General features: G+C 41.3%; 17 protein-coding genes and 1 tRNA gene. 16 read left to right on the forward strand and 2 right to left on the reverse strand.

Features of this window, described 5'->3' with window-relative positions; all coding sequences use genetic code 11:
* The first annotated feature begins 7 nt into the window (after positions 1-7).
* The 12 genes from accA (at position 8) to BLP50_RS08040 (ending at position 10,584) form a co-directional block, all read left to right on the forward strand.
* Positions 8-859: an acetyl-CoA carboxylase carboxyl transferase subunit alpha gene (gene accA / locus BLP50_RS07985; protein WP_090153482.1), complete on the forward strand. Its 852-nt coding sequence runs from the start codon at positions 8-10 to the stop codon at positions 857-859.
* A complete protein-coding gene (locus BLP50_RS07990) occupies positions 860-1,789 on the forward strand; it encodes a beta-ketoacyl-ACP synthase III (RefSeq protein ID WP_090153485.1) in 930 nt (309 codons plus the stop codon).
* A 166-nt stretch (positions 1,790-1,955) separates the two neighbouring features.
* The gene (locus BLP50_RS07995; RefSeq protein ID WP_090153487.1) at positions 1,956-2,891 is read left to right on the forward strand and encodes a nitronate monooxygenase; all 936 of its coding nucleotides are present in this window, start codon (positions 1,956-1,958) and stop codon (positions 2,889-2,891) included.
* A 24-nt stretch (positions 2,892-2,915) separates the two neighbouring features.
* Entirely contained in the window at positions 2,916-3,872 is a 957-nt protein-coding gene (gene fabD, locus BLP50_RS08000) for an ACP S-malonyltransferase (RefSeq protein ID WP_090153489.1), read from the forward strand.
* Positions 3,869-4,594, forward strand: a complete 726-nt coding sequence (fabG, locus tag BLP50_RS08005) for a 3-oxoacyl-[acyl-carrier-protein] reductase (RefSeq protein WP_090153491.1) — start codon at positions 3,869-3,871, stop codon at positions 4,592-4,594. The genes fabD and fabG overlap by 4 nt, the downstream gene beginning before the upstream one ends.
* The gene (gene fabF / locus BLP50_RS08010; protein ID WP_090153493.1) at positions 4,594-5,826 is read left to right on the forward strand and encodes a beta-ketoacyl-ACP synthase II; all 1,233 of its coding nucleotides are present in this window, start codon (positions 4,594-4,596) and stop codon (positions 5,824-5,826) included. The genes fabG and fabF overlap by 1 nt, the downstream gene beginning before the upstream one ends.
* Positions 5,827-6,037: 211 nt before the next feature.
* The gene (gene fabZ, locus BLP50_RS08015; protein WP_090153495.1) at positions 6,038-6,466 is read left to right on the forward strand and encodes a 3-hydroxyacyl-ACP dehydratase FabZ; all 429 of its coding nucleotides are present in this window, start codon (positions 6,038-6,040) and stop codon (positions 6,464-6,466) included.
* A gap of 55 nt (positions 6,467-6,521) precedes the next feature.
* Positions 6,522-6,983, forward strand: a complete 462-nt coding sequence (locus BLP50_RS08020; protein ID WP_090153713.1) for a MarR family winged helix-turn-helix transcriptional regulator — start codon at positions 6,522-6,524, stop codon at positions 6,981-6,983.
* Between the two features lie 207 nt (positions 6,984-7,190).
* Positions 7,191-8,168, forward strand: a complete 978-nt coding sequence (locus BLP50_RS08025) for a diaminopimelate dehydrogenase (protein WP_090153497.1) — start codon at positions 7,191-7,193, stop codon at positions 8,166-8,168.
* 770 nt (positions 8,169-8,938) lie between these two features.
* Positions 8,939-9,436, forward strand: a complete 498-nt coding sequence (locus BLP50_RS08030; RefSeq protein WP_090153499.1) for a hypothetical protein — start codon at positions 8,939-8,941, stop codon at positions 9,434-9,436.
* Positions 9,437-9,454: 18 nt separating this feature from the next.
* A complete protein-coding gene (locus tag BLP50_RS08035) occupies positions 9,455-9,724 on the forward strand; it encodes a hypothetical protein (RefSeq protein ID WP_090153502.1) in 270 nt (89 codons plus the stop codon).
* 26 nt (positions 9,725-9,750) lie between these two features.
* Complete coding sequence (locus BLP50_RS08040) at positions 9,751-10,584, forward strand: YitT family protein (RefSeq protein ID WP_090153504.1); 834 nt, start codon at positions 9,751-9,753, stop codon at positions 10,582-10,584.
* Positions 10,585-10,623: 39 nt separating this feature from the next.
* On the opposite strand, the gene BLP50_RS08045 is transcribed toward BLP50_RS08040, so the two are convergent.
* Positions 10,624-11,661 carry a M42 family metallopeptidase gene (locus BLP50_RS08045; RefSeq protein WP_090153506.1) on the reverse strand — a complete coding sequence of 346 codons (1,038 nt, stop codon included), beginning with the start codon at positions 11,659-11,661 and terminating at the stop codon, positions 10,624-10,626.
* Between the two features lie 158 nt (positions 11,662-11,819).
* Between BLP50_RS08045 and BLP50_RS08050 the strand changes: the two genes are divergently transcribed.
* Complete coding sequence (locus BLP50_RS08050) at positions 11,820-12,305, forward strand: QueT transporter family protein (protein ID WP_090153508.1); 486 nt, start codon at positions 11,820-11,822, stop codon at positions 12,303-12,305.
* A gap of 54 nt (positions 12,306-12,359) precedes the next feature.
* Complete coding sequence (locus tag BLP50_RS08055) at positions 12,360-12,974, forward strand: ribonuclease H1 domain-containing protein (RefSeq protein ID WP_090153510.1); 615 nt, start codon at positions 12,360-12,362, stop codon at positions 12,972-12,974.
* An 85-nt stretch (positions 12,975-13,059) separates the two neighbouring features.
* Here the strand turns inward: BLP50_RS08055 and BLP50_RS08060 are convergent.
* A tRNA-Thr gene (locus tag BLP50_RS08060) sits at positions 13,060-13,131 on the reverse strand.
* Between the two features lie 106 nt (positions 13,132-13,237).
* Between BLP50_RS08060 and BLP50_RS08065 the strand changes: the two genes are divergently transcribed.
* Together BLP50_RS08065 and BLP50_RS08070 are read left to right on the forward strand one after the other, a co-directional pair.
* Entirely contained in the window at positions 13,238-13,918 is a 681-nt protein-coding gene (locus tag BLP50_RS08065) for a lytic transglycosylase domain-containing protein (RefSeq protein ID WP_090153512.1), read from the forward strand.
* Positions 13,915-15,183 carry a diaminopimelate decarboxylase gene (locus BLP50_RS08070; protein ID WP_090153514.1) on the forward strand — a complete coding sequence of 423 codons (1,269 nt, stop codon included), beginning with the start codon at positions 13,915-13,917 and terminating at the stop codon, positions 15,181-15,183. The genes BLP50_RS08065 and BLP50_RS08070 overlap by 4 nt, the downstream gene beginning before the upstream one ends.
* Positions 15,184-15,242: the final 59 nt, after the last annotated feature.

Raw genomic sequence — 15,242 nt, forward strand, 5'->3', positions numbered from 1 at the left:
GGTCTTTATGAAAGCGATAGATAGAGTTCTTAATGCTAGAGATAAGGATAGACCTAAGATTACAGATTATATTGAAAACGTATTTACGGATTTCTTTGAGCAAAAGGGAGATTTCCTTGGAAAGGAAGATGGCAGCATCTACGGCGGTATTGCACTTTTCCATGGAAAGCCAGTAACAGTTCTTGGACACCGTAAGGGAAAGACAGTTGAAGAAAATGTGGCATGCAATTTCGGTATGCCAGGGCCAGAGGGATATCGCAAAGCAATGCGAATCATGAGACAGGCTGAGAAATTCAACCGCCCAATTATTACTTTTGTAGATACTCCGGGAGCATATCCTGGACTTGAGGCTGAGATGTATGGTCAGTCTCAGGCAATCGCCGCTAACTTGGCGGAGATGAGCACTTTGAAGGTGCCAGTGATTTCTATTGTTACTGGAGAGGGCAGCAGTGGTGGTGCTCTTGGTATAGCAGTAGCAAATAGAGTTTATATGCTTGAAAATGCAATTTACTCTGTGCTTTCGCCAGAGGGATTTGCATCAATTTTATGGCATGATAGCGAAAAAAGAGACGAGGCAGCTGAGGTTATGAAGCTTACTGCCGCAGACCTTTTGGAGTTTGGAGTTATTGATGGAATTATTTCTGAACGAGGTAGCACACTTTCTGTAGTTGAGGGTCAGGAAATAACAGATGCTCACAGCAGACTTTACACTCGTATTGATAAGCAGATTACTGCGGCCTTAAAAGAGCTTGAGGGCTTCTCAAAAGAGGAAATCGCAGCAGAGCGTTTTGACAAGTTCAGAAATATAGATGCCAGATTTATTGAAACAAAATCTAAGGCAAGAATGGGAAATGTGTAAATGACAGGAATAAAGATTATATCCACAGGAGCTACAGCTCCAAGCAAGGTAGTGTCAAATGATGATTTGGCACAGATTGTGGAAACTAGCGATGAATGGATAAAGCAAAGAACAGGAATGTCCCTTAGACATTATGTTACTGAAGAGGAGAATCATACAGGACTTGCAGAAAAAGCAGCGCGAATCGCTCTTGAGCGTTCAGGCCTTAAGCCTTCAGACATTGGAGCAGTTATTGTCTGCACAGTTTCTTCTGATTATTTTTCACCTTCTACAGCTTGCCTTATTCAAGGAAGACTTGGATTGCCTAAGGACATAATTGCATTTGACTTAAGTGCAGGTTGTTCAGGTTTTATATTTGGTTTGGAAACAATGCGTGGGGTTTTAATGTCAAGAGGCTGCAAGGCGGGTCTTTTGATTGGTGCAGAAGTGTTGTCTAAGAAAATGGATATGACAGACAGAAGCACCTGCGTACTATTTGGTGATGGAGCGGCAGCTGCGGTGGTTGTTCCAACAGATGGTTTGTATTCATCAGTGATTGGCGTAGACGGTGATGAGGAAATGATTCATATCAAGTCCCCAAATGGTCTTATTCATATGGATGGACAGGGCACATATAAATTTGCCGTTGCTACAGTGCCAAAGGTTATAGCAGAGGCTGTTGAGAAAGCTGGTCTTACCTATGATGAAATCGATCATTTTATTCTTCATCAGGCAAACCTTCGAATCATCGAATCCATTGCGAAAAAGGTAAAGCAGCCAATGGACAAATTTGTTGTTAATATTGATAAATACGGAAATACTTCAGCAGCCAGTGTGGGACTAGCATTTGACGAGGCTATGCAAAAGGGTGAAATTAAGCCTGGCGAAAAGGTTCTTTTGTGTGCTTTTGGTGCCGGAAGAACTTGGGGTGCCGTGGTTATGGAGATGTAAAAACGCTAATAATAGAAGTTAAATTATTAAATTGAAGTAATAGTTAAAAACGATTATTAGATGAGACTGTAGCTATCAAGCTCTTAGTGTTGCTTAGCGAGACGTGTTAGTCGAGCGGTGCAACATCTGAGGCTTGAGAGCGTAACAGTCGGAATAGAGGTAGCGTATGAATTTAGTTGATTTAACAGGTACAAAGTATCCAATTATTCAGGGTGGTATGGCCAACATTGCAACAGGAGAGTTTGCAGCAGCAGTTTCAAATGCAGGTGGCCTTGGTCTCGTTGCAAGTGGCGGCATGAATGCAGAACAGCTGAGAGAGCAGATTAGAATTTGCAAGAGCAAGACAGATAAGCCATTTGGTGTAAATCTTATGCTTATGAATCCTGATGTGGATAATATTGCAAACATGCTTATTGAGGAAAAGGTCCAGTTCATTACAACTGGTGCTGGTAACCCAGGTAAGTATATGAAGGGCTGGAAGGAAATGGGAGCAAAGGTATTCCCAGTAGTTGCATCGGTTGCATTGGCAAAGGTGATGGTTCGTTCTGGTGCTGATGCAGTAATCGCTGAGGGCGGCGAGTCAGGCGGCCATGTAGGCGATATGACAACAATGACTTTACTTCCACAGGTAGCAGCTGCAGTTGATGTACCTGTCATTGCAGCAGGTGGTATTGCAAGTGGCAAGCAGATGGCAGCAGCTATGATGCTTGGTGCGTGTGGAGTTCAGATAGGAACATGTCTTTTGGTTTCAGAGGAATGTCCAATCCATGACAATTATAAGCAGACACTTATCAAGTCAAAGGACAATTCCACAACTGTTACAGGAAGAAGCCAGGGTGCTCCAGTTCGTATCATAAAAAATGAAATGGCTCGCGAATATCTAAAGCTTGAGGCCGAGGGTGCAGACCGCGAGAAGCTTGAGCAGATTACACTTGGTGGTCTTAGACGTGCAGTTCTTGAGGGTGACATGATTAGAGGCTCTGTTATGGCAGGACAGGTATGTGGTCAGCTTTCAGAAATCCGCCCAGTGGCAGATATCTTAGATGATATGTACGTTGGCGCAAAAGATTGTTTGGCAAACGCCAATGCAATTGCAATTTAGGATTTAGATAAGGATGTAATTGGAATGAAATTAGGAATTGTGTACGCTGGCCAAGGTTCTCAAAAAGTGGGAATGGGTCAGGACTTTTATGAGAAGTATGATCTTTTTAAGGAGACAATTGATAATGCTACAGATACAGTCAAGGCTGTAACAGATATGGATGTAGCAGAGCTTTCGTTTAATGGCCCAGAGGAAAAGTTGTCCCAGACAAAATACACTCAGCCAGCTATGGTTGCATTTGCCATTGGCGTAACAAAGCTTTTACATGAGAGAGGAATCAAGGCTGACTACACACTTGGACTTAGCCTTGGAGAGTATTCAGCTCTCTATGAGTCAGAGGCAATTGATGAAAAGCAGGTTTTGGACCTTATTGCAAAGCGTGGACTTTTCATGACAGAGGCTTCTGAGGGACTTGAGGTAAAGATGGCAGCTGTACTTGGCGCTGAGCGACAGATAGTTTTGGATGCATGCGACAGAGTAAATAGCGAACTTGATGGCAAGCTTACTGTTCAGGCTGCAAACTTTAACTGCCCAGGACAGATTGTAATATCTGGTGATGCTCAGGCGGTTGACAAGGCAAGCGCTTATTTAAAAGAAGCAGGAGCAAAGAGAATTCTCCCTCTTAAAGTAAGCGGTCCTTTCCATACAAAGCTTATGAAGCCAGCAGGCGACAAGCTTAAGGAAGAGTTCAAGACTGTAGATTTTAAGCAGGAACGTTCAAAGGTAATTTTCAATTGCCTTGGTCGTGAAAGAAAGCAGGAGGAGACAATTCCAGCACTTCTCGAAAAGCAGGTACAGACTTCAGTTTATCTGGAGGATTCTATTAGATATATGGTAGATGAAGGCGTGGATACAATCATTGAGATTGGACCAGGCAAGGCAATAAGCAAATTTATTGCAAAGACAGTAGATGATGTAAAGGTCTATTCAATTGATACAGTTGAGGACTTTGAGGCAACAGTAAAGGAGCTTGGAGCATGAGTGTAGCACTTATAACTGGCGCAAGCCGTGGAATCGGCAGAGTAATTGCAGAGAATATGGCAAAAGCAGGATACGATATAGCTATTTGCTATTCGGGAAATGAATCAGCTGCTCAGGAGACTATTTCTATATGTAAGAAATATGGTGTTCAGGCAATGTATGTGAAGGCTGATGTAAGCAACGCTGATGATGTTGCAAATATGTTTTCTGAAGTAAAAAGTCTACTTGGTCCTGTTAATGTGCTTGTAAACAATGCAGGAATAACAAAAGATGGACTTCTTCTTCGAATGACTGAAGAGGATTTTGAAAAGGTTGTTGATATTAATCTTAAGGGAGCATTCCTTTGCACAAAGGCGGCAATAAAGGATATGTTAAAAGCCAAAAAAGGAAGTATCATCAACATTACTTCTATTGTGGGAGTAACAGGAAATGCGGGCCAGGCAAACTATTCAGCCAGCAAAGCAGGCTTAATTGGATTTACAAAATCAGTTGCTAAGGAGTATGGCTCAAAGGGAATTACCGTAAATGCGGTAGCACCTGGATTTATTCAAACCGCAATGACAGACAGTCTTCCAGAGGAAGTAAAGAGTGCTTACCTTAAGCAGATTCCTCTAGGCAGATTCGGAACACCAGAGGACGTAGCGTCTGTAGTTGAATTTTTAGCATCAGAAAAAGCAGCTTACGTAACTGGTCAAGTCATCGAAGTAACTGGAGGTATGTAATGAGAAGAGTAGTAATTACTGGCATGGGCACCGTCAATCCTTTGGCAAACAGCGTGGAGGAAACATGGGATGCTGTAAAGCAAGGAAAGTGCGGAATTGGTCCTATTACACATTTTGATACAACTGATTTAAAGGTTAAATTAGCAGGCGAGGTAAAGAATTTTGACGCCGCAGAAGTTCTCGGTCCTAAGGAAGCAAGACGTATGGATGTGTACACACAGTACGCTTGCGCTGCAGCTAAGGAAGCTCTTGCAGATTCGGGACTCGATATGGAAAAAGAAAATGCAGACAGATGTGGCTGTATTGTTTCATCAGGTATCGGTGGACTTGAGACTATTTGTATTGAACACAGTAAAGGTGAGGAGAAGGGCTATAGCAAAATTTCTCCATACTTTATTCCAATGACAATCAGCAACATGGCAGCAGGTCAGATTGCAATCATGTACGGCCTTAAGGGTATGTGCACATCTGTTGTAACAGCTTGCGCAAGCTCAAATAATGCTATCGGTGATTCATTCCACAGAATTAGAGATGGTTATGAAGACGTGATGGTTTGCGGTGGAGCTGAGGGTGTTGTTATCCCTCTTGCTATCGGAGGCTTCCAGTCTATGAAGGCTCTTTGCACAGGTGAGGATCCAAATCGTGCATCTATTCCATTTGATAAGGAAAGACATGGTTTCGTTATGGGCGAAGGCGCAGGTATTCTTGTAATCGAGGAACTTGAGCATGCTAAGGCTCGTGGCGCAAAGATTTACGCTGAAATTGTTGGATATGGTACTAACTGTGATGCTTACCACATCACTGCTCCAAACCCAGAGGGAGAGGGCGGTGCAAAGTGTATGGCTCTTGCAGTAAAGGATGCAGGCCTTGAGATGACAGATGTGGATTACATCAATGCTCATGGTACTAGCACAAGCCTCAATGATGCAGGTGAGACACTTGCTATTAAAAAGGCATTTGGCGACCATGCATACAAGCTTATGGTCAGCTCAACAAAGTCTATGACTGGACATTTGCTTGGTGCAGCAGGTGCAGTTGAGGGCATCATCACAACACTTGCCCTTAGAGATGGATTTGTGCCAGCTACAATCAATTATCGTGAGAAGGACGAGGACTGCGATTTGGATATCGTTCCAAATGAAGGTCGTAAGGCTGATATAAATGTGGCTCTTTCTAACGCACTTGGTTTCGGTGGCCACAACGCATCCATTGTATTCAAGAAGTATATCTAGTAGGTCGTTTTTATGAGGCCGGTATTAATAAGTTAAGTTCTATTAATGATCAGATATGTTTTAGATGAGGCAGTAGATATCAAGCTCTAAGTGTTACTGCAGGTGACATGTAGTCACCGGAAGTAATATCTTAGGCTTGAGAGCGTAACTGCCGGATGATAGAGGTGAATAATACTTAGATTATTAATAAGCTGGCCGGAATGGAGTATATATGCAGTTAAGCAACAAAGAGATACAAGAGATTCTTCCACATCGCTATCCTTTTTTACTAGTGGACAAGATTGTGGAGTGTGAGCCAGGCAATTACGCCAAGGGAATCAAGTGTGTTTCAGCTAATGAGATGCATTTTCTTGGACATTTTCCTGGACATCCAGTTATGCCAGGAGTGCTTATAATAGAGGCTCTTGCTCAGGTAGGTGCAGTGGCGCTTCTTACCGAGGAAGAAAACAAAGGAAAGCTAGCATTTTTTGGCGGAATTAAAAACGCTAGATTTAAGAAGCAGGTTGAGCCTGGTGACGTTTTAGAGCTTGAGTGCAAACTCACATCTAGAAAAGGTCCAGTCGGTTTTGGCGAAGCTGTAGCGTATGTAGATGGTCAGATTGCAGCAAAGGCAGAAATTTCCTTTGCCATAGGAGAATAGATTAGGTATGATGTTTCTAGGGAGTAAAAAATTAACAAAGGAAAAGGTACTAGAAATGTTAGAACAAACATTATCTGAGGTGTATACAAAATTCAAAATACACTTCTATCAGGAGATGTTTAACCATCTTCATTCCAGAGAGACATCCCTTACTACTGTTGAGATGTTCTGTGTAGAGGTCATCTACGCTCTCAAGAATCCTACCGTGGCTGAGTTCGCAAATTTCATTAATGTATCATCTCCTAATGCAGCCTACAAGGTTAACAGCCTTATCAAAAAGGGCTACATTGAAAAGATTCAGTCTGAGACTGACAGACGAGAGTACCATCTTGTTGTTACAGACAAGTACATTAATTACTTCAATTTATCACAGAAATACGTGAATACGGTAGTGGAGCGTGCGCAGGATTATTTCACACCGGAGCAGATAGCGTTCTTGGATGATATCCTTAGAGATATGTCTCTGGAGCTTATGAAAGATGTAGCCATCCCTCCAGTATCCATTAACCCTAATTAATGATTTGGAATTATTTGGATATGTATGTGCAAAACTAAATACGAAGTTAAAACGCCACTAGCATAAAGTCTAGTGGCGTTTTATTGTGATATTTACTTATAAGATTTTTTTATATAGGGAAAAAAGGGGTTAACAAATTTACACTAAATGATACAATAGACCCTAAGAATTAAAAGATTATCTCCCTTGGAGTAATAAGGAGGAACTATGATTAAAGTTGGAATTTTAGGTTACGGCAATTTGGGACGCGGCGTTGAGGCTGCAGTCACACTTAGCGATGACATGGAGCTTGTGGCTATCTACACAAGAAGAGACCCAAGCACACTTACAGTAAAGTCAAATGCTGCAGTTAAGTCTACAGCAGATTTGGATACAGGTAAGGAAGACATTGATGTTCTTATTATTTGTGGTGGTAGTGCTACAGATTTACCAGAGATGACTCCTAAGTACGCAGCACTTTACAATGTTATTGATTCATTTGATACACATGCAAGAATCCCAGAGCAGTTTGCAAATGTTGAGAAGGCTTCTAAGGCAGCAGGCAAGATTGGCCTTATCTCATGTGGTTGGGATCCAGGTATGTTCTCTTTAAATAGACTTTATGCTACATCTATTTTGCCAAAGGGTGAGGCATACACATTCTGGGGCAAGGGCGTTAGCCAGGGACACTCAGATGCTATTCGTCGTATCGAGGGTGTTGTAGATGCAAGACAGTACACAGTACCAGTTCCAGAGGCATTAGAGCGTGTTAGAAGTGGAGAGAATCCTGAGCTTTCTACTCGAGAGAAGCACACAAGAGAGTGCTATGTTGTAGTTGAAGATGGAGCAGACAAGGCTCGCATCGAAAAAGAAATCAAGGAGATGCCAAACTACTTCGCAGATTATGACACCACTGTTAACTTCATCTCTGAGGAAGAGCTTAAGAAGAATCACAGCGGTTTACCTCATGGCGGAAGCGTTATCTACACAGGTGAGACAGGCTTCGATGGTAACAAGCACGTCATTGAATATAGTTTGAACTTAGATTCTAACCCAGAGTTCACAGGAGCTGTTTTAACAGCTTATGCTAGAGCAGTGTCACGCCTTAACAAGGAGGGCGTTACAGGTGCTAAGACAGTATTTGATATTGCACCAGCTTATCTTTCACCAATTGCACCAGAAGAGCTTCGTGCACACTTCTTATAATTTGTAATCAAAACGATTTTGGGATGGCCAGTGACCTGGCCATCCTTTTTTGTTTACGGATTCTCAGGAGATAGTGATAGTTTTTTGGGGCGATGATATGCTTTTGTGCGTGAGTCTTTGCCTCTGAAAGCCGAAGCTTGTTTTATTATGGCAATTTGGACGACGGACTAGTAGTCTTGTTGCCTAACGACTTGCGAAAAAAAGTTGGATTCAAAAAACTACGGGTTTTATTGTGAAAATCAATTTTGTACCGTAGGATTTTCTGCTTGAAAATTTCTGGTTACGGGGATATTTTGAATTTCTTAAAAATCCCCGTAGTCGGCTTGTTTCAAAGGGTATCATTCTACGGGGAATAATGGGAATTTTAAAAATATACCGTAGTCCTCCCAAAATCCCTACGGTACAAATCGAAAAAATGAAAAAATCCCCGTAGGTTTTGAAATCTGAAAAATTTTTACAAAGATGGACTACGGTGCAAAATAGAATTATTCAATAATACCCGTAAATCAGCTGCAAAAATGAACAAAACGCAAAGGGGACAATTATTAATCTATAAAAATGTATAAATGTGAATAGTAACAGAATAAGTTATATTGACGGTATCCAAATTGGAGAATATCTATTATATTACTATTAAGAAGAAATTTATGAAAATGATTGGGGCCTGTTGAGAGAGATGAGAGGGCTGTGGTCATAGCCTAAAGGTAGCCCATACTGAGGTATGGCAGATGACAAGCTACAATAGATAAAAATAAGAAAGAGATAGTAGCATGAAAAAAAGAATATTATTATTAACACTTACTATTGCAGTTATGGCAGTAGCTTGCGGAAAGCAAGAAAATGATGAGGACATAATTGGTGGTGCAGATGCACCTACAGTTATTGAACTAGAATCTACGTCTAATGAAGATGAACAACAGCAATCGGATGAAGCTGTACCAGAATCAGAAGAACCAAATGCAGAAGAATCTGATGAGGTAATTACAGATGATCAGGCACTTTCTGCTATTAGAAAATACTGCATTCAGCAGAATCCTGATTTGGAAGAGATGGCAGAGTCTGATGATTACACTTTGTACTGGAATGTAGAGTCCTCTGATGCAGAGCAAATCGTAGTGGCTTACAGGTCTTATACAGCAGCAATAGTACGATACTATGTTGATGTACATACTGGTGATACCTATGCTACAGAATTTGTTCCAGATATTATGGATGAAGAAGAAAAAACAGGTGAGAATTTCAATATAAGAGATTACATAGAAGAATAATAGAAAGAGAGAAAGCAGATGTATTATGTACCAGATGGCACTGCTCTTGCAGGATTTTATGAATGCAGTGAGTGTGCAAATAGATTTTTATCAGTTCAGGTGGGGCCTACATTGGTTTGTCCATTTTGTGGGGAACAGCCTAATATGGAAATAGGACCTGATGAGGAGATGCCTGTTGCAACAGAGACTGCCAAATTACTTTCTGTAGTTCAGGGTGCTGATGAGGTTGAGAAGATGGATGCACTGCTATCACTTGCAGTGACAGGTGGTGATTATAGCTGGATGTAGTTCAGGTAAAAATAGGGTAGGGGTTTATGAGAAAAAAGAAGGATGTTTTATCGTATTTGTTTATCATATTGGGAGCTATAATGGCTAGCTTTTCTGTCGCTCTTATTTTGCTTCCAAATGATGCTATTGATTATGGAACAGCAGGTGTGGCAATCATAATAAGTAAATTGTCTGGAGTTCAGTTGTCTACTTGTGTGTTGGCTGTTTTTATACCATTTATTATTGCAGGGTATATTTTTCTAGGAAAGCAATTTACTGTTAAGGCAGCTCTAGGGTCCATAGTTTATACAGCAGGACTTGATTTCTTTGAGAATATTCCATTCGAATTAGATACAGAGCATTTCCTTGCGGTGGCATTTGGTGGCGCCATTTTAGGAGCGGGACTGTCTCTGATTTTACGAAGCGGTGGCTGTATTGATGGCTCTGAGATACTGGCTAATATTGTGGTCAAAAGACTGTCAGACAAAACTGGTCGCAACTACAGTATGACACCAGTTTTGCTGGCATTTAATGCACTTGTATATATGACTATTTTTGCACTGATTGATGTGACGGCAGCCCTTCTTAGTCTTCTAGTATATGTGGTGGCTACAGCAGTAATTGATCACTTTACTGATCACTTTGAGTCTATCAAGCAGGTTACTATTATCACACAAGATCCAGATGGAATTATCAAGGACATTAAAGAAAAGCTGAACAAGACATGTACAATAATGGATTCAAGAGGCGCTATAGCAGGGGAGAACAATACCTTGATTTGTTATGTCAGTTATTTTGAACTTCCTATAATGAAAGAAATCATTTCAATCCATTCAGGAAGTTTTAGTACAGTATCTACAATTGATGAGATATTAAGATAAATATAAAAGGGACGGCGAAATAATCGCTGTCCCTTGTTTTTATTTAATATAGTTAATAAGTAATTTGAATGTGTTTTCCACACCCTTTTTGTGGGAGCGCTCGTAGCCGTGACTGGCGTATACACCAGCTCCTATGAGACCATGTCTAACGTCGTATCCGGCATTTAATGCAGCGTCTGCATCGGAACCGTAATGAGGGTATACATCCACAGCAAAATCGATATTATTGTCCTTGGCAGTTTTGATGAGATTTGATACTACATCATAGTTGTAAGGACCAGCAGAATCCTTGGCGCAGATGCTGACCTGTGTCTCCTTGCAATCAAGTCCGTCGCCAATGCAGCCCATGTCTACAGAGAGAATTTCGGTAACTCCATCAGGTACAGTGCCGCAAGCACCATGGCCTACTTCCTCGTAAACTGTGATGTGATGGAAGAGTCGGCGCTCTGGAGTGATTTTATTGTCGGCAAGATATTTGGCCTGGCCTAAAAGTATGCCAACGGAAAGCTTGTCATCAAGGAAGCGGCTCTTGATGTAGCCTGATTTTGTAACTCTAGTACGTGGCTCAAATGCAACGATATCACCAATCATGATACCCAGCTTTTTGGTGTCATCGGCGCTAGAAACCTCTTCGTCTACAACAACTTCCATTGATTTGAATTCTCTGGCAGTTGTCTTGTAATCGTCGTTTACATGAACGGATGCATCATTAAGCTGGAAGGTGCCCTCGTATATCTTGCCATCTCTAGTATAGATGCGGCAGTTTTCAGCCTCTCCATTGTTTGGGCTAAATCCGCCAAGTGGAGTAAGCTCCAGATTGCCATTATCCTTGATTTTGCAAACCATGCCACCTAGGGTGTCCATGTGGGCCTCTACCAGGATGGCATCCTCAGAATTCTTACCGCCCAAGTCCACAATAACGCCGCCCTTTGTGGTGAGCTTTGGCTCGAAACCAAGCTTTTTGTATTCTGCAATGATGTGGTCGGCAGCATTTTTAGTAAAGCCAGTAGGACTATCGATATCAAGCACATCAACAGCCTGCTTTACCATATATTCAACATATTCTTTAGTCTTCATGGTATCCTCCAAATAATAGATTCTAGTGGTATTGTACTATTTTTCTGATGCAGTTTCATTAGTAAAGTTTTGTGAAATCTTTGTAAATATGGCATTATGTCGACTGTGCTTTTGGTATACTGTTCTAAGAGAATTAAACATGATATAGGAGTTTTGAAATGAAAAAACACGATACTATTTTAAAGATAACACAGGGGGCTATGATAGCAGCCTTATACGTGGTACTCACATGGGTGGCCAATGTACTTGGACTTGCAAATGGTGCTATTCAGGTGAGATTTTCAGAGGCCCTTTGCATTTTACCTGTATTTACACCTGCAGCTATTCCAGGACTTTTTGTGGGTTGTTTACTAGCTAATATTTTAAATGGATGTGTAATCTGGGATATTATCTTTGGAAGTCTGGCTACATTGATTGGAGCCTTTGGAACATACTTCCTTAGAAAGACCAAATTCGTATTTACGTTACCACCAGTAATAGCCAATGCTGTTATCGTGCCATTTGTTCTTAGATACGCTTATGGGGTGGGAGATGCTCACTGGTATCTTGTAGCAACAGTTGCAGCAGGAGAAATCATCAGCGTGTGCATACTTGGTATGATCCTTAAAGTTGGATTGTGGAAATATAGAAAAGTTATTTTTTAAAAATGATATAATAATTTTGTGTGAGCAAGAGCTCATGTTTATTAGGAGAGATTAATGGCGAAAAATAATTTCTATGCGGTGAAAAATGGTAGAAATCCAGGGATTTACAAGACCTGGGATGAGTGCCAAAAGAACACATCTGGCTTTTCAGGAGCCGTTTTCAAAGGTTTTCCTACATTAGAAGAAGCAAAAGCATATATGGAGTTTGAGGACTCAGGTAAATGGGATGGAGCTTTAGATCTTCCTGATGTTTATGCATTTACTGATGGCTCATTTAATGCCACAACAGGAGTGTATGGATTCGGTGGATTCCTTCATTACAGTCAGGTGGAGCCTGATATTGAAATTAGGGGAAATGGCTGCGACCCAGATGAGGCCACATCTCGAAATGTGGCGGGAGAGGTTCATGGAGCAGTTGCTGCCATTGAAAAAGCTGTGGAGCTAGGCCTCAGTGAGCTTACTATATATTATGACTACGAGGGAGTTGCCAAATGGCCTACGGGACTTTGGAAGGCTAATAAGAAAATTTCTCAGTTTTACGTGGAAAAGTATAGTGCGCTAAAAGATAAAATCGATGTGAAGTTTGTTCATGTTAATGCACATACGGGAATTCCTGGAAATGAAGCTGCTGACGCCATGGCCAAAGAAGAAGTGGGCCTCAGCAAATGAGAATTATAGATTAATATAATAATGGTTTACACCATCACATTAGTGTGGTAAAGTGAAGAGCAAATGAAAAAATGGCATTAAAAAAAGCTGGTGACGGGAATTGAACCCGTGACCCCTTCCTTACCAAGGAAGTGCTCTACCTCTGAGCCACACCAGCAGATTGCTTTTCAGCAAGAAAAAGCATATCAAAGCTGCAGGGTGATGTCAACCATTGAGATGATATATAAGGGTATAATTTTTAAAAATCAGAGGTGTAGGGAAGTATGAAAATTTCGGTAGTGTCTCCTGGAGGCAATATAACATACGAAGATGTTATTGCGTCCATCACACAAAAGACCAGCAAGAGCGATGCTAATACCAATAGCGGTGCTTTTGCAAGGGCTTTAAATACCACCACAGTGGCTGAGGGTACATCCACAGCCAAATCATATAAGGATATTTTTATTGAGGCCAGTAGGAAATACGGTGTCAGCTACGACTTGCTAACAGCTATGGCTCAGCAGGAATCAGGATTTAATCCAGAGGCTGTCAGCCGCACAGGCGCTATGGGCATTATGCAAATTATGCCTGAGACTGCCAAGGGACTAGGGCTTGAGCATCCATTTGATGCTTATGAAAATATCATGGCAGGTGCCAAATACATTTCTCAGAAGTTAAAAGAGTTCGGAGGTAATGTGGAGAAGGCGCTGGCTGCTTACAATGCTGGCAGCAGTGTGGTGAAAAATTACGGTGGAGTACCACCTTATGGGGAGACACAGAGCTATGTAAGAAACATAAAGGCTATTATGAAGCGAGGAGCTGACGTGCCTTATGCTAATTACATTTCGCGAGATGCATCAAAAGAAGAGGTTGAGGCAGATTTGAAAATGCTTCTTTCTCAAATGCCAGACACAGAAGAATATCGTGTACTTAGAAACACATTAGCGGAGATGAATTATTTATGAAAACCCCATTTGTAACAAAAGAAAAGATTCAGGAAATCACAAAAACTATTCCAACACCATTTAACATCTATGATGAGAAAGGAATCAGAGAAAACGCGAAAGCCGTTCATGCAGCATTTAGCTGGAACAAAGGCTTCAAAGAGTATTTTGCAGTAAAGGCTAATCCAAATCCATTTATCCTTAAAATCCTTCAGGAAGAGGGCTGCGGAGTGGACTGCGCTTCTTATGTTGAGCTTGCACTTTCTAACGAGCTTGGCTTCAAGGGCGACGATATCATGTTTTCATCTAACGATACTCCAGCAGAGGAGTTTAAATACGCTGATGAATTAGGCGTAATCGTTAACCTTGATGATTTTACACATATTGATTTCTTTGAAAAGTCAGTAGGACATTTTCCAAAGAAGATGAGCTGCCGTTACAATCCAGGCGGAGTTTATGAGCTTTCTAATGGTATCATGGACAATCCTGGTGACAGCAAATATGGTATGACTAAAGAGCAGATTTTTGAGGCATACCAGGTACTTAGAGATAAGGGTGTAGAGGAGTTTGGTATCCACTCATTCCTTGTTTCAAACACAGTTACTAATGATTACTATCCAACTCTTGCTAGAGATTTATTTAAGCTTATTGTTGAGCTTAAGGAGAAGACAGGTATTGCTCTTTCATTTGTAAATCTTTCAGGCGGTGTTGGCATTGCATATAGACCTGACCAGACACCAAACGATATTGCAAAGATTGGTGAGGGCGTTAAGAAGGCATACGAAGAGGTCCTTGTACCAGCAGGAATGGATAACGTATCTATTTTCACTGAGATGGGTAGATTTATGATGGGACCTTATGGCGGACTTGTTACTACAGCCATTCATGAGAAGCACATCTACAAGGAGTACATCGGAGTAGATGCATGCGCTGTTGATTTGATGAGACCAGCTGTATATGGCTCATATCACCACGTGACTGTACTAGGCAAGGAGAATGCTCCAGCAGATCACGTATACGATGTAACAGGCTCTCTCTGCGAGAACTGTGATAAGTTTGCAGTAGACCGTCAGCTTCCAAAGATTGACATGGGAGATGTACTTTTCATTCATGACACAGGTGCTCATGGATATTCAATGGGTTACAACTACAACGGCAAGCTTAAGAGCGCTGAGGTACTTCTTCAGCAGGACGGCGGATTCAAGATGATCCGTAGACCTGAGACTATCAAGGATTACCTTTCTACACTTGATGAGTTCGGTATTGTGGATGGTTTGTTAAAATAACTGTCCCCTAAAAATTTCATAGAATTACGACTTTTAAAGATGTCAGATTTAAGATAGCA

The sequence above is a fragment of the Pseudobutyrivibrio sp. AR14 genome (assembly GCF_900101325.1).
Taxonomy (GTDB): Bacteria; Bacillota; Clostridia; order Lachnospirales; family Lachnospiraceae; genus Pseudobutyrivibrio.